Raw genomic sequence first — 20,431 nt, 5'->3', positions numbered from 1 at the left:
GCGATAGCCTCCTCGAGGATGGTTCTCGGGCTGGTCTACGCGGTCGGTGGGCTGGCCGTACTCACGATCGCCGCCGACCAGTTCGTCAAGGGCGCGGCCCGCGTCGCCGTGATCTTCCAGGTCGCGCCGGTGATCGTCGGTGCGATCATCGTCGGGTTCGGCACGAGTGCGCCCGAGATGGTCGTGTCAGGCCTCGCCGCGGTGGACGGCAATCTCGACATCGGCGTCGGCAACATCATCGGCTCCAACGTCGCCAACATCTCGCTGGTCCTCGCCGCCGCGGCGTTCATCTCGACGATCCCCGTCAACTCGGCCACGGTCCGCCTCGAGGCGCCGATCTCGGTCGCCTCCGTCCTCGTCTTCGCCACGTTTCTCCAGGGTGAGCTGAGCCGGGCGGAGGGCGCGGCTCTCGGCGTGCTCCTGGTCCTCGCCCTGGCCCTCGTGTTCGGCGCGGCGCGGCCCGACGACCCACTCCTCGTCGAAGTCGAGGGCCTGGTCGGCGACGAGGAGCACTCCGTGACCGCGGAGTCGGTGCGCACGCTGGTGGGCCTCGTCTTCGTGGCCGGGTCGGCGTGGTTCATCGTCGAAGGAGCCACCCGGGTGGCCGACGAACTCGAGCTGTCCGGCGGCTTCGTCGGGTTCACCCTCGTGGCCGTCGGCACCTCGGCGCCCGAGCTGGTGACCGCCATCGCCGCGGTCCGCCAGGGGGAGACGGAGCTGCTCATCGGCAACCTGCTCGGCTCCAACATCTTCAACAGCCTCGCGGTCGGCGGGCTCATCGGCGTGATCGGCCCCGGGCCCGTGCTCGACACCCGACTCGCCCAGTGGGGGTCGATACTCATGGCGATCGTGGTGGTGTTGAGCTGGTTGATGATGCTGCTCGGCGGGCGGGTCACCCGACGCGATGCGGTCGTGCTCCTGGGGCTCTGGGTCGCCAGCGTCGTGGTGCTCTCCGGTGGTGAGGTGACGGAGAACGCGAGCGCGTTGTTCGGCGGCTAGTTTGACGCCGGAGGCGATGCCATGCGGCGTGCCAGTTGTCTGATCGGTCTGCTCGCCGCGATGAGTTGGACGGTCGTCGGGCCGGCTGCGGCCGCCTCGGAGCTGATCTCCATACCGATCGAGCAGATCACCCGCGGCGACGAAGGCGACGAGATCCTGGTCGCGTCGGCGGACGTGCCGGCCGATCTCGTCGGCTTGCAGTGCGAGATGGTCGGCGAGACGCTCAACCAGGACTCGGTGCACGAGGGCAACGATCTCCTGGTCCGCCTCGGTGACCAGGTCCGGGTGATCGAGAACTTCGAGGACGAGCGCGACATCCGCTACGAGTTCCGCCAGATCGAACAGATGCCCGCCCGCGTCGACGTGCTCGTCCGGCTGGGCCCCGACGGCGTGTCGAGCGGTGGGTTCCTCATCTCGATCGAGTGCGAACTCGAGCCGCCCACGACCACCACAACGACGACGACCACGACCACCACCACGACCGAGCCGCCGACGACCACGATCGAGCCGCCGGCCACGACGTCCGAGCCGCCGACGACCACGTCTGAGCCGCCGACGACCCTGCTTCCGCCGCCTGCGTCGTCGGTGCCGCCGACCGAACCACCCGGCCTCGCGGTCACGGGCGGGCCGGGCCCCGCCGCGGTCGTGTTCGGTGTCGCCCTCATCGCGCTGGGCGCCCTGATGGTGGTGCGGGCCGGTCGACCGGGCGGGGCGAGCCCGTTCCGGTCGTAGACTCCCTCCCCGTGAGCGGGGCCGGCCAGACGTACCACCTGACGACGCTCGGCTGTCCGAAGAACGAGGTCGACTCCGACAAGCTGGAGGGCACCCTCGTCGCCGACGGCCTGGCGCGCGTGGACGACGTCGGCGCGGCCGACATCGTGGTCGTCAACACCTGCGCGTTCATCGAGGAGGCCCGGGCCGAGTCGATCGAGACCATCCTCGCCGCGGCGGCCGACCGTCGCCCCGGGGCGCATCTGGTGGTCACGGGCTGCATGGCGGAGCGGCACGGCGCCGAACTCGCAGCGGAACTGGACGAGATCGACCATGTCGCACCGTTCGGCGTGTCGTTGCACGCGGACACGGCCGTCCCCGTCTCGCTGGGGCCGACCCGCCGTGCGCCGGACTTCGACCTGCTCAACCTGCCGCGGCCGGCCTCGGCCCGTCCGTGGGCCTACGTCAAGATCGCCGAGGGCTGCGACCGGGCCTGTGGCTTCTGTGCCATCCCCACGTTCCGCGGTCCGCAACGCAGCCGGTCCATCGAGCAGATCCTCACCGAGGTCGAGCAGCTCGCCGCCCGGGAGATCGTGCTGGTCGCCCAGGACCTGGCCGCCTTCGGCCGCGATCAGGGTGTGGGGGAGCGGGCCATCGTGCCGCTCGTCGAGCAGGTCGCCGCCCGGGTGGATCGGGTGCGCCTGCTCTACCTGTATCCGTCCGACCTGAACGAGGCGCTCATCGATGCGATCTGCGCGACCGGCGTGCCCTACTTCGACCTGAGCCTCCAGCACGTCTCGCCCCCGCTCATGCGCCGGATGCGTCGCTGGGGTGACGGTGAGCGGTTCCTCGAGCGAATCGCCGCGATCCGCGACCGGGAGCCCGACGCCGCTTTCCGCTCCAACTTCATCGTCGGCTACCCGGGCGAGACCGAGGACGACCACGATCGGCTGCTCGATTTCGTCGAAGCCGCACAGCTCGACTGGTGCGGCTTCTTCGCCTACTCGAAGGAGGACGGCACCTACGCCGCGGGCCTCGACGGAGCCGTCGACGCAGCCCTCGCCGGGGAGCGGCTGGCGGAGCTCCGCGAGATCCAGGACCGGATCACGGCGACCAAACGTGACGAATTGGTCGGCGAGACGGTCGAAGTGCTCGTGGACGAACCCGGTATCGGTCGCAGCCATCGCGAAGCTCCTGAGATCGACGGGATCATCGCCGTGCCCCAGACTGTCGAGGTGGGCACCTTCGCCACCCTGACCGTCACCGGCGCCCTCGGGCCCGATCTCGAGGCCTCGTGAGCGAGCTCGTGGAGCCGCGCCAGGCCGGGATCACCCACCCGGCGAACCTCTTGACCATCACGCGCCTCGTGCTCGCGCCGTTGCTGTTCTGGCTCCTGTTGGACGCGGAGGACACCCGCGGCGTCTCCTGGGCCGCTTTCGGCCTCGGCGTCGCGCTCGCATCGACCGACTTCTTCGACGGCAAGGTCGCGCGCCGGGCCAACGTCGTCAGCCGCAGCGGCGCGTTCCTGGATCCGCTCGCGGACAAGGTGGTCATCCTCGGATCCGCGTTCTGTCTGGTCGCGGTGGAGCGCTACTGGTGGCTCCCCGTGACGATCATGGCCGTGCGCGAGCTGGGGATCACGGCCTGGCGCGGCCGGTGGGCCCGGGAGGGGCTGTCGCTTCCGGCGCGGCGCTCGGCGAAGTACAAGACCGTCGTGCAGGGCGTGGCGCTCGCCGCCGCGGTGATGCCGACGCTCGAGGACCAGGACACGGCGATCGCCGTGCTGTTGTGGATCGCCGTGGCGTGGACCGCCGTGACCGGCATCCAGTATCTGATCGACGGTCAGAACGCGCTGAGCACGACGGGCGACTGAGCGACATGAAGTGTGAAGTGGTCGCGGTGGGTACCGAGCTGTTGTTGGGACAGATCGTGGACACCAACTCCTCGTGGATCGGGGAGCAGCTCGCCCTGGTCGGGATCGACAGCCACTACCAGACCAAGGTCGGCGACAACCTCGACCGCATGGTGGAGGTGCTCCGTCAGGCCGTGGATCGCAGCGACGCCGTGATCGTGTGCGGCGGGCTCGGTCCCACGCAGGACGACATCACCCGCAACGCCATCGCCGCGGTGATGGGCGTCGAGCTCGTTCGCGACCCGGAGCTCGTCGACAAGATCCGGAACATGTTCGGCGGACGGGGTCGGGTCATGCCCGAGAACAACCTGCTCCAGGCGGATGTCCCCATCGGGGCCTCGCTGAACCCGGCGATGCCCGGCACCGCGCCCGGACTGATCTGCCCGCTGACCGGCACCGACGAGGGCAAGGTCATCTACGCGGTGCCCGGCGTGCCGTGGGAGATGCAGCAGATGGTGACCGCCGGCATCCTGCCCGATCTCCAGGTCCGGGCCGGGATCACCTCCGTGCTCCGCAGCCGGACGCTCCGCACCTGGGGACAGTCCGAGTCCGGGCTGGCCGAACAGCTCGACGAGGAGATCCGCCGCCTCGATGACGCCGGCACGGCGACGATCGCGTTCCTCGCCAGCGGCTGGGAGGGGCTGAAGGTCCGTATCACCGCCAAGGCCGCCACCGAGGCGGAGGTGATCGACATCCTCGACGAGGAGGAGGCGCGTGTCCGCGAGATCATCGGCGACGTCGTCTTCGGGATGGACGACGACACGATGGAGTCCGTCGTCCTCCAGTTGCTGCGCGACCGCGGCCTCACGCTGGGCCTGGCGGAGTCGCTGACCGGCGGCCTGATCGCCAGCCGGCTCACGAACATTCCGGGGTGCTCGGACGTCTTCCGGGGAGCCGTCGTGCCCTACCACCGGGACCTGAAGCAGTCCGTCCTCGGCGCGCCGGACGTGCCCGCGGTGTCCGAGGAGATGGTGCTCGCCATGGCCGAGGGCGTGTGCGAGATCCTGGGCTCGGACGTGGGCATCGCGGTGAGCGGTGTCGCCGGTCCCGACCCCCACGAGGGGCTCGACCCCGGCGCGCTGTGGATCGGCCTGCATCGGCCCGGTCACTCCGAGGCGATCACCCTCACCCTGCCGTTCGATCGTGAGCGCATCCGGCAGTTCACGTGCATCATGGCGCTCGACCTGCTTCGTACCCGGATCCTCGGAGGATCGTGAACATGCGCACCGAACTCGATCTCGAGAAGCTGGGCGAGACCGTCCAACAGCTCTACCGCTACAAGCAGGGCGAGGTGATGAGCGCCATCGTGCACATCGGCAACCGCCTCGGGCTGTTCGACGCCCTCGCGGCGAACGACGGCGCGATGAGTGAGTCGCTGGCCGCCACGACCGGGCTGCACGAGCGCTGGGTGCGGGAGTGGTTGCACGCGGTCGCGGCGGCGGAGCTCGCCGAACACGACGACGGCCGGTTCACCCTCACCCCGGAGGCCAAGGCGACCCTGACCGAGCCGGACCACCCGGCCGCGGTGGGTGGCGTGTTCGGGCCGCCGATCACCCATCGTGAGATCGATCGCACCGTCGAGGCCTTCGCCACGGGGATCGGTATGACGTGGGACGAGCACGGCGCGGACACCTGCCATTTCCAGGCCGCCATGGGCGCGGCCGGACAGAAGACCTGGCTCGTGCCGGTGATCCTCGACTCGATCGAGGGCATGACCCAGCGCCTCACCGAGGGCGCGTCCGTCGTCGACATCGGGTGCGGGGCGGGCGTCGCGGCCTCGGCGATCGCCGCGGCCTACCCCGCGTCGACCGTGATCGGCATGGACCCGTCCCGCCACGCGATCGACGCCGCTCAGGCCCGCGCGACCGAAGCGGGCCTGACCAACCTGTCCTATCGCCAGGGCGTGTTCGACAACCTGGCGGACCTCGACGGCGTGGACCTGCTGCTCACCCTCGACGTGATCCACGACCTCCCTCGCCCCGGCGACGCGGTCCGGGCGGCTCGCTCGTGCCTGGCCGACGACGGCGTGTGGTTCGTCGCGGACATCAAGACCCGCGGCGGCCTCGAGGACAACCGCAAGATCCCGGTGCTGCCGCTGATGTACGGCATGTCGATCCTCTACTGCATGTCGTCGGCGATGTCGGAGCCCGGTGGCGCGGGGCTGGGCACGCTCGGTCTCACCGAGCCCGTCTTCGGCGAACTCACCGCGGCGGCCGGGTTCGGCTCGGTCGACGCACGGGAGTTCGACGTGGATCCGCTCAACCGCTACTTCGAGGTGCGGGTCTGACTAGGCCAGCGCCCGTCGGTACGTACTGACGTCGGCCTGCCACGCCCCGAACACGCACAGCGGCACGTAGCCCATCGCGACGTTGATCGCGAGCATCGGATCGTTGCTCTGGGCGTTGCCCGTGGCGAGCCGGGCCACCTCCGGTTCGGTCTCGCGGAGCCATTGCCACATCTCGGCCTTCAGCCAGCGGCCGATGCCGCGGCGTCGGTGGTCGGCGAGCACGACGGTGTCCCACTGGTCCGACACGGCGGGGCGGTGGGTGTTCACCCGGACGCTCGTGTGCCCGCACGGGGCGCCGTCGGGCGTCAGGGCGAGCAGGTGCATCATGCGATAGCCCAGGGCGATGTAGGACGCCTCGTCCTCGCGGATGTCCGCCGCGTCGTACGCCGTGTCGTTGATGTCCAGGTCCTCCATCGGCGCGTCGCTCATGGCGCTGCGGCTGACGGTCCAGGCGTCGAGGTGCTCGTCCGGGCAGCGTTCGACGAAGCGGACGAGCTCGACGTCGGCCGCCCGCTCGTGGCGCTGCTCGATCCAGGCGTCCATCAGGTCGGCGTCGACGGCGGCGACGTCCAGCACGGAGATCCGCTCCCGGTAGCGCAGCTCGGCCCCGACGCCCTCCCAGAACGCCGTCTCCGCCGGCAGCTGCGGACCCCAGCCGAGCACACTCGTCCGCCCGTCCGCCTCGACGAGGTCGAGCACGGCGGCCAGACCGGCCCGGCCGGCGTCGGGGTCCTCGGCCGCGCCGAAGATCTCGGTGCTGGCGAGGTGGGCGTTCGCCTCGTCGAGCTCGAACTCGAGGTGGCACACGGCCCGGGGCTCGTCGGTGTCCAGGACCACGAACCGTTCGTGGTGGTTGGCGTCCGACCGGTCGTGGGCCGCGAGCAGCCGCAGTTCCTCGGCGGTGGTGGGCGCGACATGCGGGTCGTATCTGCGCTCGGACCGCTGCTGGATGCCGAGCGCGGCCGCGAACTGATCGTCGGTCGTCTGGAGGAGGGGGCGGAGGTCCATCACCGGCCAGTCTCGCATCCGGGCGCTGGTGGGGCGGGCTAGTTTCGCCGATCGTGCCTCGTTTGTTCGTCGCCGTGTGGCCGCCGCCCGCCGTCGTGGATGTCCTCGCCGCGCTCCCGCGCCAGGCGGCGCCCGGCCTGCGCTTCACCACCGCCGAGCAGTGGCACGCGACCGTGCGGTTCCTCGGGTCGTGTTCGGAGACCGAGGCGCGGGCCGCGCTCCGCCAGGTTCGGTTCGCGGCGACGGCCGTGCGACTCGGCCCGACCGTCGAACGGCTCGGGCCGGGGGTGGTCGTCGCCCCGGTGGCAGGGCTGGAGACGATCGCCAAGGTCGTTCGGGAGGCGACGGCGTCGGTGGGGGAGCCGGTCGACCCGCGTTCGTTCGTCGGCCACATCACGCTCGCTCGCTCGAAGGGCGACGGCCCCTGCTCGTTGGACGGGGTGGGGGTGCGGGGCACCTTCACGGTCCGGGAGATCGCGCTCGTCCGCTCGGAGCTGCACCCGGACGGCGCTCGCTACACGACGGTGGCCACCGTGGCGGCCGACCTCTAGGGTCCCGCGATGTCCTTCATCGACGTCGGCGACCTGCGTGTGTACCACGAGTTCCACGGTGAGGGACCGCCGCTGCTGCACATCTCGGGCTCCGGTGGGGACCTGCGCGCGACGATGCCCGACCGCTCGCCGCTCAACCGTGACTTCCGCGGGCTCCACTACGACCAGCGAGGGCTCGGCCGCACCAGCCGCGGCGACCGGCAACCGACGATGGCCGACTTCGCCGACGACGCCGCCGCGCTCTGCGCGGCGGTCGGCTGGGAGCGCTGTCACGTGATGGGCACGTCGTTCGGCGGGATGGTCGCCCAGCACCTCGCGATCCGCCATCCGCAGCTCGTCGAGCGTCTCGTCCTCAACTGCACCTCGCCCGGCGGCGATGCCCCCTCCTATCCGCTGCACGAGCTCCAGTCGCTCGACGGCGAGGCGCGGGCGGACGCCTGGATGCCGATCATGGACACCCGCTACGAACCCGGGGGCGAGCTCCCGGGGCTCGAGGGATTCACCACGATGTTCCGGGACCGGCAGCGGTCCCCACTGCCCGCCGAGGCGGCCGAAGGGTTCGCCGCTCAGCTGGAGGCGCGGCGGTGCCACGATGCGAGCGCCGGCCTGGCGTCGATCACGTCACCCACGCTGGTGTGCGCCGGCCGCTACGACGGGATCGCACCGGTGAGCAACTCGGAACGCATCGCGGCGGCGATCCCGCACGCCCGGCTCGAGATCTTCGACGGCGGGCACATCTTCATGATGCAGGACCCGCGGGCCATGACGACCATCCGCGACTTCCTGCTCGCCGACTGAACGGACTCAGCGCGACGCCGGTCCCCGCTTGCCCTTGGGCCCGCCCCGCTTGCCCTTGGGACCGCGGTTGGGACCGCCCTTGCCCTTCGGCCCGCCGCCCTTGCCCTTGGGACCGCCCTTGCCGCGGTGCTTCTTCGCGGCCTTCTTGGCGGGTCGGCGTCCGGAACCACCGCCGGAGCGCGTGCGCGGCTTGCTGGAACGGCGCGACTGCTGGCGGTTCGGTCGCGGGTTGCGATCGTCGCGGCGGTCGTTGCGGTCGTCGTCGTCGGGCGGGAGTTCGGGCAGCTCGCCACCCTCCACCGCCGGCGGAGGCGTGATGTCGTGGGGCAGTTCCAGGCGGCGCTTCATCGCCTTGACGAGCCGCACCTGGCCGGGGTCGACGAACGAGACGACGCGACCCGTGGCCCCGGCCCGTGCGGTGCGTCCGCTGCGGTGCACGTAGGCCGAATCCTCGTCCACGGGGTCGAAGTGGACGACGCACTCGACGCCGTCGACGTGGATGCCACGGGCGGCCACGTCGGTCGCGACGAGGGCGTGGGCCTTGCCGTTCGAGAAGTCGTTGAGCGCCCGGCTGCGTTGGGCCTGGGAGCGGTTGCCGTGGATCGCCGCGGCCTTCACGCCGAGGCGGCCGAGCTGCTTCGCGAGCCGGTCCGCGCCGTGACGGGTGCGGGTGAACACGATGGTCGGGCCGAACGTCGCGATCACGGATGCGCACAGCGGGACACGATCGGTGCGGGGCAGCTCCCAGAAGTGGTGCTCCATGGCCTTGAGGTCCGGCGCGGCCGGGCCGACCTCGTGGCGGCGCGGGTCGCGCTGATAGCGCTCGATGAGCTTGCCGACGTCGCCGTCCAGGGTGGCGGAGTAGAGCACGGTCTGGCGGGGCCGGGCGGTCTGGTCGAGGATCCGCTTCACGACGGGCATGAAGCCCATGTCCGCCATACGGTCGGCCTCGTCGACGACGACGATGTTCGCGGCGCCGAGATCGACGGCACGACGGGCGATCAGGTCCTCCAGCCGTCCGGGGGTGGCGACGAGGATGTCGACGCCGCGCTGGAGCTTCTTGATCTGCGGCTCGAGCCCGACGCCGCCGTAGACGGCGAGGATCCGGCGGTCCATCGCCTCGGCGAGCAGCGACAGGTCGGACTTGATCTGCTCGGCGAGCTCGCGGGTGGGGGCGAGCACGAGGGCGCCGGGGCGACGGCTCTCGGCCCGCTCGACGGCGGTGATGAGCGGGATGCCGAACGCGAGGGTCTTGCCGGAGCCGGTGGGGGCGCGGCCGACGACGTCGTGGCCGTCGAGGAGGTCGGGGATGGTCGCGGCCTGGACGGGGAAGGGCTCGCGGATGCGCTGGCGGTCGAGGACCGCGACAATCGGTTCGGGCACGCCGATGTCGGCGAATGTGGGAGACATGGAAAGACGATTCCGCAGCGGGATCGTCGTCGGCGACGGCCGTACGACATGTCCGGTGCCTTACCAGGCTATCGCCGCGGGGCGGACGCCCTCGCGAGACACGTGTTCGGGCCGACGCTCAGCGTGCGATCGGCCACGACCGGTGGTAGAACACCGCTTCGGAACTGCGAGGAGTGATGCGAAAAACGGCGATACTGGTGCTCGGTCTTCTCGCCCTCGCGGGCGGCACGTCGGGTCAGTTCATCGATCTCGGTCCCGAGGCGCCCGCGCTCGGCGCGGTCGCGGGCGTTGCCGTCGAGGCGCCGCTCGTCGACGTGGAACTCCGCTTCGGTTTCACCGGCGCGAACCAGTACGTCGCCGTGCCCGCCGATGTCACGTCCCTGCAGGTCAGCCTGTGTGGCGCGGCGGCAGGCAGTGCGGGAGCCGACGGGTTCGGCGATCGCGTCGAAAGCAGCGTGGAGGTCACTCCCGGTCGGGTGGTCACGCTGCGTGTCGGTGGCGCCGGCGTGGACGCGACCGGTGGGTGGAACGGCGGTCAGGATGCCGACGCGGGGGGCAGCGGCGGCGGAGGAGCGACGGACCTGCGGGTCGGCGGCGATCAGTGGGACGATCGGGCCGTCGTGGCGCGCGGCGGGGGTGTCAACGGCGGTGGCATCGCGAGTCTCGGCTCCACCGTGGTGGAGGGTGACTGTGCGGGCGATGGCCAGGGGATCATCCGGTTCCGCACCGCCGAGCCGACCATGATCCGTCCCCACGGTGTGCTCGTGCGCACCGAGGGATCGACCGGCCAGCGCATGTGGCGTCTGCCGGTGCTGTTGACCGTGCCCGCGGACCGGGAGGTCTCGGCCGACTGGGTCGCGAAGAGCGACGTCGGGCTCGGCCACGCCGCTCCCGGTCGCGACTACGAACTCGCGTCCGGATCGATCACGTGGGCTCCCGGCGAGACGCTCGCCTATGTGGAGATCGTGGTGCTGGGCGACGATGTCCACGAGATGCCGCTGTACGGCGGCGAGTGGGGTGTCGTCGAGTTCGACAACATCGTCAACGCCGAACTCGACACGTCCGCCTTCTTCGGACTGGGGCTGTTCGTCATCCGCGACGACGACTGAGCCGCGTCGGCCGGCGGTCGATCAGCCGTCGCTCAGGCTCTACTGGGCCCTCCAAGACAGCGCATCGTCGAGCCCTAGACATGCTCTCGTCCGAAGCGCTCGGCGATGAAGTCGCCCTCCTCTTCCTTCGGGACGGCTCGGGTGGAGTTGTTGCGGCGCTCGAACAACACCTCCTCGTCACCCCTCTTGGCCCAGATCGGTCGAGACGAAGCGGGCACGTTGATACGGCACACGTCGTAGCCGCCGACGAGTTCGAGTCGGATCTGGACCCGATGAGCCCCGGCGTGGCCGAGGGCGTTTTCGAGCATGGTGTCGAGCCAATTGACGTAGCCGTCCCGGCTCTGCGGCTTCACAAGGGCGTAGTCGGAGTCGAGACCGACGGCCCGGCCATCATCGTCGACGCCGATCAGCAGCGTCCCGCCCTCGCCGTTGAGGAACCCGGCCACTGTCTTCACGACGACGTCCTCCATGGTCTTGTCCTTCTTCTGCTCCCGCACGTTCCAGCGGGCTGTCTGCTTGTACTCGACCAACCGGTTCTCATCAGGGCCACCGGCAAGTAGGTCGACGGTCGAGATTGCCCACACTGCCGCTGCGCCCAGGAGCTCCTCGAGGAGCCGAGCGGCAAAGTCTGGATCCTCCCGGACTCGCTCGACGACGCCCTCGGTCGAATCGATTGGAGCGTCTGGCATCACTGCCACGGCCGTCGTGGTGGCTTCGGGCTCGACGTCGTAGACGCTCGAGCCGTCGTCGAAGAAGCTGCTGTACACGTGGTCGAACACGAGTTGCACCTTCTGGTCGAACAGCTCGGGACCATAGGCGTCGGGAAGCTCCTGGTTGAGCGTGTGGCCGATCACATGCTGCACGGCAGCCTTGCCACGGGCCCGTCGCCGCCAGTCCAACACGAGGCGATCCGTGATCGCCTCGAGCAGGTGTTTGGCGGCGAGCTTCACCTGCGTTCGTTCGGCGGCCGTCAGCTCAGGCTCGGGTTTCGTCAACAGGTCGAAGATGGCGAGCTCCGCTTCGGACAGGTCCTCCCGAACGGAGCGGGTTTCCTCCGCCGAGAGCTCGTTGGAGATCGCTTCGAGCCGACGTAGGAACTCTTCGATGTTGTGGGTGCCGGCGTTGTACTCGTCGATCAGTCGACGGAACCGCTCGGCGAGCTCCATGCGGGTCGGATTCTCCCGCACTGCCTTGTCGAGCCGCTCCTCGACCTGGTTGCGCACGGCGTTCGCAGCCGTGCGCTTCTTGTCGGCGAACCGAAGAGCGAGCTGTTCGAAATCGATCGCCCCGAGATCGAAGATCGGGTCGGCGTCGCCGGCGGTGCGGATGATGTACTCCTCCGCACCGACCGATCGGTCGAGGAGTTCCGACACCGAGTCCATCACGTCGCTGATGTCGGGCGGGTCGGTCGCAGATGCGAGCTTCTTCGCCAGCGAGCGGATCACTGCCACCCGACGGGTGCGGGCCTGGGCGTGCGGGTCGGGGAGCAGCGCCTTGAAGGCATTGCGGGTCTCGGTGGCCAGCCTTGTGTACCGGCGGCGGGTGTCGTCGTCGATCAGCAACGCTTCAGCGGCTGAGGACTGCAGGGCGACGAACTCGAGTCCTTGTGAGTGTTCGAGGTCATCGAGATCGACATCGTGGTCGTCGAGGAAGTCGGCGACGTTCGACAGCGCCGTCTCGAGCTCAGCGATGAGCTCGTCCTTCTGACGGACCGGCAACTCGCCCAGCACGTCCTGCTCCGAGCCGGAGCCGTAGATGGCGAGTGCATCTTCGAGGTTGCGGAACACCCCGACGTAGTCGACAATCAGCCCGTTCTCCTTGTCGGGGAACACCCGGTTCGCTCGGGCGATCGTCTGCATCAGTGTGTGGTTGCGCATCGGCTTGTCGAGGTACACGGTCGAGCACGACGGCGCATCGAACCCGGTCAGCCACATGGCGCAGACGAACACGAGCCGGAACGGGTCGGCCGGGTCCTTGAACTCCGAGTCGAGGTCCTCCTTCACCATCCTTTGACGGTGCGGCGTGATGTCGAGGCCGAGCTCGGCCATGTCGGCCTGCTCGTTCTGCCCCTGCGACACGACGACGGCCATGTCGGTGCTGCGCATGAACTCCGCCAGCGCTTCGAGCGGTGGACGCTCGAGTTCGGGGGCCGACTCGATCTCAGCTTCGAGTTCGGCGAGCCGGGTGGCCCATCGAGCGGCCACCCGGTCGTGCATCCGCACGGCCGTCGCCTTGTCGATCGCCACGTACATGCCCTTGCCTCGGAACCCCCGGTTCAGGAAGTGATCTACGACGTCGTCGGCGATCTCGTCGAGACGTTCGGAACGGGTGATGAGGTGGTACTGGCGGGAGAACTGGCGAGAGACGGCCTTCTCTTGGCCGTCGTCGAGCTCGGCCCGTTCGAGGAGCTCCTCGAGTTCCTCGTCGAAGTCGTCGTTGACGAGCTGCAGCTCGGGGATCCGGTTCTCGTAGTAGAGCGGCACGGTGGCGCCGTCCTCGATCGAGTCCCGGAAGTTGTAGACCGACACGTAGTCGCCGAACACCTGCCGGGTGAGCTCCTCACCGGCGATCAGCGGCGTGCCGGTGAACCCGAGGAACGATGCGTTGGGCAGCGCCTTGCGCATGTTCATCGCCAGCGTGTCGTACTGCGACCGGTGGGCCTCGTCGGTGATCACCACGATGTCGTCACGCTCGGACAGCACCGGCATCTCGCCGTTGCGTTCCTCCGGGATGAACTTGTGGATCAGCGTGAAGACGTACCGGTGATCGGCCCGCAGCAACTCCCGCAGGTGCGCCGATGTCTCGGCGTGCACCTGCACGCCGGAGGTGATCACACCCGAGTCGGCGAACTCCTCGTAGAGCTGATCGTCGAGCTCTTTGCGGTCGGTGACGAGCACGAACGTCCAGTTGCCGGGCCGCTTGCGCAACACCTTCTGGGTGAACCAGAGCATCGACAACGACTTGCCCGACCCCTGGGTGTGCCAGAACACACCCAGGCGCCCACCACACTCTTTCACGTCGGCCAGTGCATCGAGGGCGTTGTTCACGCCCAGGTACTGATGGTTCTTGGCCACGGCCTTGACGAGCCCGCCAGGGCGCTCGGTGTAGACGACGAAGTTGTCGATCAGGTCGAGGAGCCGTGCCGGTTCACACGTGCCTCGTAGGGCGGTCTCGAGCGAGACGACGCCTTCCTCGCCTTCGCTGTTGATCTTCTTCCAGTCGGCGAAGTGCCCCCACCCAGCGAAGGTCGACCCGATCTTGCTGTCGCCCCCGTTGGAGAGCAGCACGAACCCGTTGTAGGCGAACAGCTCCGGGATCGCTTCCCGGTAGTCCCGCAGGTTGTCGTCGAACGCCGCCTTCACGTTGACGTGCGGCGCCTTGAACTCCATGAGCACGAGCGGGATGCCGTTGACGAAGAGCACGACGTCGGTGCGGCGGTTGTACATATCGCCGGCGACCCTCAGCTGCGACACCGCCAGGTACTCGTTGTTGGCCGACCGGTCCCAGTCGATGAACCGGACCCGTCTCGTCTCTCGGGTGCCGTCGTCGAGCTCGACCTCGACGCCGCACCCGTCACGCAACAACCCGTAGACGGCCTGGTTCGCCCGCACCTGGTCCATCGCCGACCGGGACTCGACGAGCTCCTCGATCGCCTTGTCGAGCCCGGCATCGGGGATCTCCGGGTTCAGGACCTTCAACGTGTCCTTGAGCCGATGGCGAAGGACGACATCGGACTGAAAGTCACGCCCCAAGGACCCTCCGGACCCAAAGGTCTCCTGTGCACCCGATGCCGTGTCCCACCCGAGGTCCGCCAGCACCGCCAGTGCCGGCTGCTCGACCGCCGCATCCTCTCCGAACCCGCCGCCAACCATTTTCAGCCCACCGCCTCCAGCTCCAAGTCGATCTCCGACACGTCGAGCTCGCCGGAGACCAGACGGGGAAGTAGTAGATCCCGGGCGGCAGTCAGGGTCTTGTTCTGGTCCCGGAGGTTGTCAGCCAAGTCCAGCATGGGCGTGGCTATCGTTGAGTACCGGTCGACTACCTCCGTGGACGGTCCCACCAAAGGCAGTGCGACAACATCGCCGGGCTTCACCCTTTGGTGGCTAGTGGACGTACCGCCAGCCATGGCCGTCAGACGACCCGATAGAGAGTCCGAGGAACAGACCCCGTACAGAAACGGTAGAGGCCACCCGCCGTTGTCCTCGATGACGAGGAACTCGGTCGAGGCAATGGACCTCGTTGAGGTCGGTGGTGTCACTCGCCAGACTCGAGGGAACCGAGGGTTCAGCTTCGACAGGAGAACGCTCTCCTGTCGAACGAGATACTTGCCGCTCTTGATATCGGCCCCCGGCTCGATTGCTGGATGATGGGCCTCGTCGAGAGCAGGGATGGAGAAGTGGGCGAAGTCTTCGTCGGGAAAGTCCTGGGGCTTCACATTCGACTTGAGGAGGTTTGACTCTTCCTGAAGAGAGGTGACCTTCCACCCTTCGGGGATCGGGCCGAGCTCGGAATCGATCAGCTCCACGTCCTCATGCCCCGGGAACCGGTAGTGCACGAACCACTCCCGGTACAGGAGCCGGGCCATCTCCTCGAGGATCTCGATCCGCCGCCGGTTGTTCTCGATCAGATCGTCGATGTCGGCGAGCGCCGTCCCGATCCGTCCTTGCAGCTCCATCTCCGGTAGCTCTCCCAGCGGAAGCTCTCTGATGTCGGACATGTTCAGGTGCGGCACCGTTGCCCCGTTTGCGACGGCGTTCATCCAGTGCTGGACATCGGCTCCGAGCAGTCGGTAGCAGAGATACGTCGAATCGACCTGGCTGTCGTCGGGGCGGATCAGCACCGTGCGTTGGCCAAGCACAGGCCTGATGCCCTCTGTCACCACTGCGACGTTCCCGACAGGTGCCTCCCTCGCCAGGATCAGATCGCCTTCTACCGGCACGGCACGGCGAGTCCATTGGTCGTAGGTCGCTTTGTCGACCCGTTGAACGTTCGACAGGTCCAGTCGGCCCCGACCTATGTCCGTCGTTCGTACTAGCGGAAAGCCCGCTTCGGACTTTGGCGCCGTCTTGTGCTCCGAGTCGACGATCAGTTCGCAGACCTCTAAAAGGGTCGTCATGAAAGGCTCGCTCGAACGGTGGCCGACACCGAGTCAGACAGGGCAGCAGCCGACTTGGAGAGCGTGTTGAACTCCTCCTCGAGGCGGTGCATCTCGTCCAGGAAGTCATGGGTGACATGCACACGGGGTGCGCCGACATACCTGCCCGGGTTGAGGCTCCAGCCTTGCTCTTCGATCTCTTCGATCGAGGCGAACTTGCAGAGGCCAGGCACGTCGACGTACTCGCCGTCGGGGAAGTGCTCGTCGAGCATCGCCTGAGACTCGTCGGAGGTGACGTCGACCTCCTCCTGCTTGTAGAGGCGGACGATGTTGGAGAGGAACTCGATCTGGTCGTTGGTCCAGTCCCGGTGGGCACGGTCGATCGTGTTGTAGATCTCCCGTGCGTCGATGAAGAGGACGCTGTCGGCCCACTCTGGGTCCTTGGTCGCTTTGGCTTTGTCGAGGAACCACAGCGTCACCGGGAGGGTGACGGTGTAGAACATGTTGGTGCCGACGGCGACGATCACGTCGACGGCTCGGGACTCGAGCAGCTGCTTGCGGATCTCGAGCTCGGACCCTCGGGCGTCGGAGGCCGAGTTGGCCATGACGAAGCCGGCCCGGCCCTCGTCGTTGAGTGCCGAGTAGAACTGCTGGATCCACAGGTAGTTGGCATTGTCGGTCGACGGGAGACCGAACGGGAACCGAGGGTCGTCTTCGAGCTTGGTCTTGTCGACCTTGTTCACGTTGAACGGAGGGTTGGCCATGACGAAGTCGAACTTGCCGACGCAGTCATGAAGGTCCTCGTAGTAGGTGTTGCCTTCCCGGATGTTGCCCTCGAGACCGTGCACGGCAAGGTTCATCTTCGCCAGCCGGACCGTCTCGCCCGTCTTCTCCTGACCGAACACGGAAAGCTCGTCCGACGGCTTGCCTTGGTGACGCTCGACGAAGTGGGCGGACTGCACGAACATGCCGCCCGACCCGCAGGCCGGGTCGAAGATCCGGCCATGGTTCGGTTCGAGGACCTCGACGATCAGGCGAACGATCGAGGTTGGGGTGAAGAACTCGCCGCCCTTCTGTCCCTCGGACATGGCGAATTGGCCGAGGAAGTACTCGTAGATGAGACCGAACCCATCGCCCTCGATCGACTCGGGGAGGCGCCACAGCGTTCGTAGGAGCTCGACGAGAACGTTGTGGGGAAGGTCGCCGTAGTTGCGGGGGAGCACCCCCTCGAGTGAAGGGTTGTGGGTCTCGATCGCCTTCATGGCGTCATTGAGCGCCTTGCCGAGATCGTCGGCCTCGGTCAGCTCGACGAGGCGCTCAAAGCGTGCCTCGTCGGGCAGGTAGAGGGCACCCTCGGCGATGTAGGCCTCCGGGCCCGGCGTGTAACGCCCGGAGCCGGCACCGACCTGCTCGGCGACCGCAGCGAAGCGGTCGTCGGCGTAGCGGAGAAAGAGGAGCCCGAGCACTGGTGTCGAGTACTCCGATGCCTTGAGGCCCGAGTTCGCTCGGAGCTCGTCCGCCACCGCCCACAGCTTCGACTGCAGCTCCGCCAGATCTGTTGCCACTCTCGACCACCCCTATTGCTTGATGTCGGACATTAGTAGGCGAGCGGCGTGACTCGAATGTGGCGGCCGCCGGTTCAGGGTTCGACGGCCGTGTCACGCCCCTCAAGTACGTTGACGAGACGGGGAGGTATCAGATGCCGATCTTCAGATCCGATGGCTCGCAGCTTGCACCGCTGCGACAACTCACCCCCGGGCCCGAGCTGTACGAGAGCGAGATAGAGGACCTGCTGTGGTCGAACCTCGAGGCGTTCACCGGTGGCGATCTCTTCCCGGTGTGTCGGCAGGGGAGGATCTCGACCGGCGGCCGTCCCGATGTGCTGGCTCTCGACCAGACCGGGCGAGTGGTGATCTTCGAGGTGAAGCGATCACTCGACCGCAGTCAGCTCGCCCAGAGCCTCGAGTACGCCGGCTGGGCGAGGACGGCGAGCCTCGACGAACTCGCCGCTCTCTACTTCGCAGACGATCCCGGGGCGTTCTTCGCCGACTGGCAGGAGTTCACCGGCACGTCTGCTCCCCAGGTGATTTCCCAGGAGCCGCTGCTCTACCTCGTCGCCGGGGAGGTCGATGATCGCACCCACGGAGCGATCGCCTTCCTCGAGGCCAACGGGCTGCCGGTCGAGATCGTCACCGTCACCGTCTACGAGGACGGTGACGGGTCCCGGCTCTTCCGCATCGACGGCAAGTTCGACGACATCACCACCGACTCGGCGACGCCCGAGACCCCCGGACGGGCCACGCCGGTTCGCTACACCCACAACGGGCGACGCCTCCACATCAACGACCTCGCCGAAGCGGGATTGCTGGCCGAGGGGGACGAACTGCGATGGGTCCGCCCCCGATCGGGTGACACGTTCCACGCCGAGATCGCAGCCGACGGACAGATCCGCCTTCCCGACGGGCGCCTCGTCGACTCGCCGTCGCAGGCCGCCATGAGCGCATCCGGACTTGCTGCCGTCGCCGGCTGGGACGTCTGGCAGGTGCCGGCGAGAGGCGACAAGTGGCTGTGTGACCTGCGTGAGGAGTTCCTCGCTCTTCAGGCCGTCGAACCGGTCGATGGCACGACCCCGTAGCCCTGCAGTTCGGGACCCGAGTGTCGGCCCGAACACCAGGTCAGACGAGACGCCCCAGCAGATCACGCATCGTCGTCCTCGGTGACCGTTCCGTCCCGGTCCAGCCGCAGGCTCGCACTGTTCATGCAGTAGCGCTGGCCGGTGGGGGCGGGGCCGTCGGGGAAACGGTGGCCGAGATGGGCGCCGCAGTTGGCGCAGACGGCTTCTTCGCGGACCATGCCGTGGCTGGTGTCGGTGTGGATCTCGATCACGTCCTCGCCGACGGTGTCGAAGAAGCTCGGCCAGCCGGAGCCGGACTCGAACTTGGTGTCGCTGGTGAACAGGGCGGTGTCGCACACCACGCAGCGGTAGGTGCCGTCGTCGTGGCAGTCCCAGTACTCGCCGGTGAAGGCCCGTTCGGTGCCGGCCTGCTGGGTGACGGCGTACTGGGCGGGCGTGAGGCGTTCGCGGAGTTCGTCGTCGGTCTCGCCGGTGGGGAGGGTGGTGTCGCTCATGGGGCGCTCCTTCGTCTGTGATCGACGTGTCGTCGTGCACCGTAGAACACCGGGAGCGCACGGTTTGGTCCCGCCTTCGGGAAAATTCTCGCGTTCGGTCCTTGACCGAACAGCTGTTCGCAATTACGTTGCTGTCATTCGTTCCTGACCGGCTGCCCCGGCCGGTGGGTGTCACACCCCCTCCGTAGGTTCGAGCCCACCAACCACACCCCCCAAAGCAGGCCCGGCGCAGACGCGGCGGGCGAGACGTCAGGAGACACAGTGGAGCGAGACAAGGCACTCGACATGGCCCTCGGGCAGATCGAGAAGCAGTTCGGTACGGGCTCGGTCATGAAGATGGGCGACAAGAGCACGATGGCGATCGAGTCGATCCCCACCGGTGCCCTGGCGCTGGATCTCGCCCTCGGGATCGGCGGCCTCCCCCGTGGCCGCATCACCGAGATCTTCGGTCCGGAGTCCTCGGGCAAGACCACCCTGGCCACCCATGTGGTCGCCGAGGCCCAGCGCAATGGCGGCATCTGTGCCTACATCGACGCCGAGCACGCGATGGACCCGGTCTACGCCAAGGCGATCGGCGTCGACATCGACGAGCTGCTGATCTCCCAGCCCGACACCGGCGAGCAGGCGCTCGAGATCACCGACATGCTGATTCGCTCGGGTGCGCTCGACGTGATCGTGATCGACTCGGTGGCCGCGCTCACCCCACGCGCCGAGATCGAGGGCGAGATGGGCGACACCCACGTCGGCCTCCAGGCCCGCCTGATGTCGCAGGCCCTGCGCAAGCTCACGGGCAACCTCAACAAGTCCCAGACGATCTGCATCTTCATCAACCAGCTGCGAGAGAAGATCGGCGTGATGTTCGGTTCGCCGGAGACCACCCCCGGCGGCCGGGCGCTGAAGTTCTACTCGTCGTGCCGGCTCGACATCCGCCGCATCGAATCGATCAAGGACGGCGTCGAGGTCGTGGGCAACCGCACCCGGGTCAAGGTCGTGAAGAACAAGGTGGCGCCGCCGTTCCGTCAGGCCGAGTTCGACATCATGTACGGCACCGGCATCTCCCGTGAGGGCTCGGTGCTCGACCTCTCCGTCGAGGAGGACATCGTCAAGAAGTCGGGTGCCTGGTACACCTACGACGGCGAGCAGCTCGGTCAGGGCCGGGAGAACGCCAAGAAGTTCCTCCAGGAGAACCCCGAGATCATGGTCGAGATCTCCGATCGGGTCTGGAAGGCCGTCATGCCCGAGCCCGAGGAAGAGGTGGTCGACGTCACCGAAGGCGACGACGACGAGTTCTCCGACGCCGACGATCTCCCGATCGCCCTCGACGACTGACCCATCCGAGGCCTGAGCAATTCAGGTCACAACAGCACAACGACCCGGCACCTCCCCCCGTCGAGTCGTTCCCGAGTGGGTCGCCCTCCCCGG

Annotated in this window: 17 protein-coding genes; 11 read left to right on the top strand and 6 right to left on the bottom strand. The window is 68.0% G+C overall.

What is annotated here, in order from left to right:
• Positions 1-18 precede the first annotated feature (18 nt).
• The 6 genes from R8F63_10920 to R8F63_10895 are packed head-to-tail and all read left to right on the top strand — an operon-like array spanning position 19 to position 5,909.
• Positions 19-999: a sodium:calcium antiporter gene (locus tag R8F63_10920; protein MDW3219110.1), complete on the top strand. Its 981-nt coding sequence runs from the start codon at positions 19-21 to the stop codon at positions 997-999.
• A gap of 21 nt (positions 1,000-1,020) precedes the next feature.
• Entirely contained in the window at positions 1,021-1,731 is a 711-nt protein-coding gene (locus R8F63_10915) for a hypothetical protein (GenBank protein MDW3219109.1), read from the top strand.
• A gap of 11 nt (positions 1,732-1,742) precedes the next feature.
• Positions 1,743-3,008, top strand: a complete 1,266-nt coding sequence (gene rimO / locus R8F63_10910; GenBank protein ID MDW3219108.1) for a 30S ribosomal protein S12 methylthiotransferase RimO — start codon at positions 1,743-1,745, stop codon at positions 3,006-3,008.
• On the top strand, positions 3,005-3,583 hold the full coding sequence (locus R8F63_10905; protein ID MDW3219107.1) for a CDP-alcohol phosphatidyltransferase family protein: 579 nt from the start codon (positions 3,005-3,007) through the stop codon (positions 3,581-3,583). The genes rimO and R8F63_10905 overlap by 4 nt, the downstream gene beginning before the upstream one ends.
• A 5-nt stretch (positions 3,584-3,588) precedes the next feature.
• The gene (locus R8F63_10900) at positions 3,589-4,839 is read left to right on the top strand and encodes a competence/damage-inducible protein A (GenBank protein ID MDW3219106.1); all 1,251 of its coding nucleotides are present in this window, start codon (positions 3,589-3,591) and stop codon (positions 4,837-4,839) included.
• Positions 4,840-4,841: 2 nt separating this feature from the next.
• Positions 4,842-5,909 carry a class I SAM-dependent methyltransferase gene (locus tag R8F63_10895; protein ID MDW3219105.1) on the top strand — a complete coding sequence of 356 codons (1,068 nt, stop codon included), beginning with the start codon at positions 4,842-4,844 and terminating at the stop codon, positions 5,907-5,909.
• Here R8F63_10895 and R8F63_10890 read toward each other — a convergent pair whose 3' ends face one another.
• Entirely contained in the window at positions 5,910-6,917 is a 1,008-nt protein-coding gene (locus tag R8F63_10890; protein MDW3219104.1) for a GNAT family N-acetyltransferase, read from the bottom strand.
• A 53-nt stretch (positions 6,918-6,970) separates the two neighbouring features.
• Here R8F63_10890 and thpR point away from each other — a divergent pair, with 53 nt between their 5' ends.
• Together thpR and R8F63_10880 are read left to right on the top strand one after the other, a co-directional pair.
• Positions 6,971-7,468, top strand: coding sequence for an RNA 2',3'-cyclic phosphodiesterase (thpR, locus tag R8F63_10885; protein ID MDW3219103.1), 498 nt, complete (start codon positions 6,971-6,973; stop codon positions 7,466-7,468).
• A 9-nt stretch (positions 7,469-7,477) separates the two neighbouring features.
• Positions 7,478-8,266 carry an alpha/beta hydrolase gene (locus R8F63_10880; GenBank protein ID MDW3219102.1) on the top strand — a complete coding sequence of 263 codons (789 nt, stop codon included), beginning with the start codon at positions 7,478-7,480 and terminating at the stop codon, positions 8,264-8,266.
• Between the two features lie 6 nt (positions 8,267-8,272).
• Here the strand turns inward: R8F63_10880 and R8F63_10875 are convergent, their stop codons facing one another.
• Positions 8,273-9,676 (bottom strand): DEAD/DEAH box helicase, encoded by a 1,404-nt coding sequence (locus R8F63_10875; protein MDW3219101.1) that lies wholly within the window; start codon positions 9,674-9,676, stop codon positions 8,273-8,275.
• A 176-nt stretch (positions 9,677-9,852) separates the two neighbouring features.
• On the opposite strand from R8F63_10875, the gene R8F63_10870 reads away from it, so the two are divergent.
• Complete coding sequence (locus R8F63_10870) at positions 9,853-10,785, top strand: glycine-rich protein (protein ID MDW3219100.1); 933 nt, start codon at positions 9,853-9,855, stop codon at positions 10,783-10,785.
• Between the two features lie 74 nt (positions 10,786-10,859).
• On the opposite strand, the gene R8F63_10865 is transcribed toward R8F63_10870, so the two are convergent.
• Genes R8F63_10865 through R8F63_10855 form a run of 3 tightly spaced genes read right to left on the bottom strand, consistent with a single transcriptional unit; the run spans position 10,860 to position 17,445 of the window.
• On the bottom strand, positions 10,860-14,657 hold the full coding sequence (locus tag R8F63_10865; protein MDW3219099.1) for an HsdR family type I site-specific deoxyribonuclease: 3,798 nt from the start codon (positions 14,655-14,657) through the stop codon (positions 10,860-10,862).
• 2 nt (positions 14,658-14,659) lie between these two features.
• Positions 14,660-15,901, bottom strand: coding sequence for a restriction endonuclease subunit S (locus R8F63_10860; protein ID MDW3219098.1), 1,242 nt, complete (start codon positions 15,899-15,901; stop codon positions 14,660-14,662).
• Complete coding sequence (locus R8F63_10855; protein MDW3219097.1) at positions 15,898-17,445, bottom strand: class I SAM-dependent DNA methyltransferase; 1,548 nt, start codon at positions 17,443-17,445, stop codon at positions 15,898-15,900. Before R8F63_10855 ends, R8F63_10860 begins: the two co-directional genes overlap by 4 nt.
• A gap of 134 nt (positions 17,446-17,579) precedes the next feature.
• Here R8F63_10855 and R8F63_10850 point away from each other — a divergent pair, with 134 nt between their 5' ends.
• Positions 17,580-18,515 carry a hypothetical protein gene (locus R8F63_10850; GenBank protein MDW3219096.1) on the top strand — a complete coding sequence of 312 codons (936 nt, stop codon included), beginning with the start codon at positions 17,580-17,582 and terminating at the stop codon, positions 18,513-18,515.
• 62 nt (positions 18,516-18,577) lie between these two features.
• On the opposite strand, the gene msrB is transcribed toward R8F63_10850, so the two are convergent.
• Positions 18,578-19,009 (bottom strand): peptide-methionine (R)-S-oxide reductase MsrB, encoded by a 432-nt coding sequence (gene msrB / locus R8F63_10845; protein ID MDW3219095.1) that lies wholly within the window; start codon positions 19,007-19,009, stop codon positions 18,578-18,580.
• 261 nt (positions 19,010-19,270) lie between these two features.
• On the opposite strand from msrB, the gene recA reads away from it, so the two are divergent.
• Entirely contained in the window at positions 19,271-20,338 is a 1,068-nt protein-coding gene (recA, locus tag R8F63_10840) for a recombinase RecA (GenBank protein MDW3219094.1), read from the top strand.
• The last annotated feature ends 93 nt before the right edge of the window (positions 20,339-20,431 follow it).

Source organism: Acidimicrobiales bacterium (genome assembly GCA_033344915.1).
In the GTDB taxonomy this organism is placed as follows: domain Bacteria; phylum Actinomycetota; class Acidimicrobiia; order Acidimicrobiales; family Aldehydirespiratoraceae; genus JAJRXC01.
The sequence above is the reverse complement of the archived record's forward strand: the minus strand, read 5'-3'. Positions and strand labels throughout refer to the sequence as shown.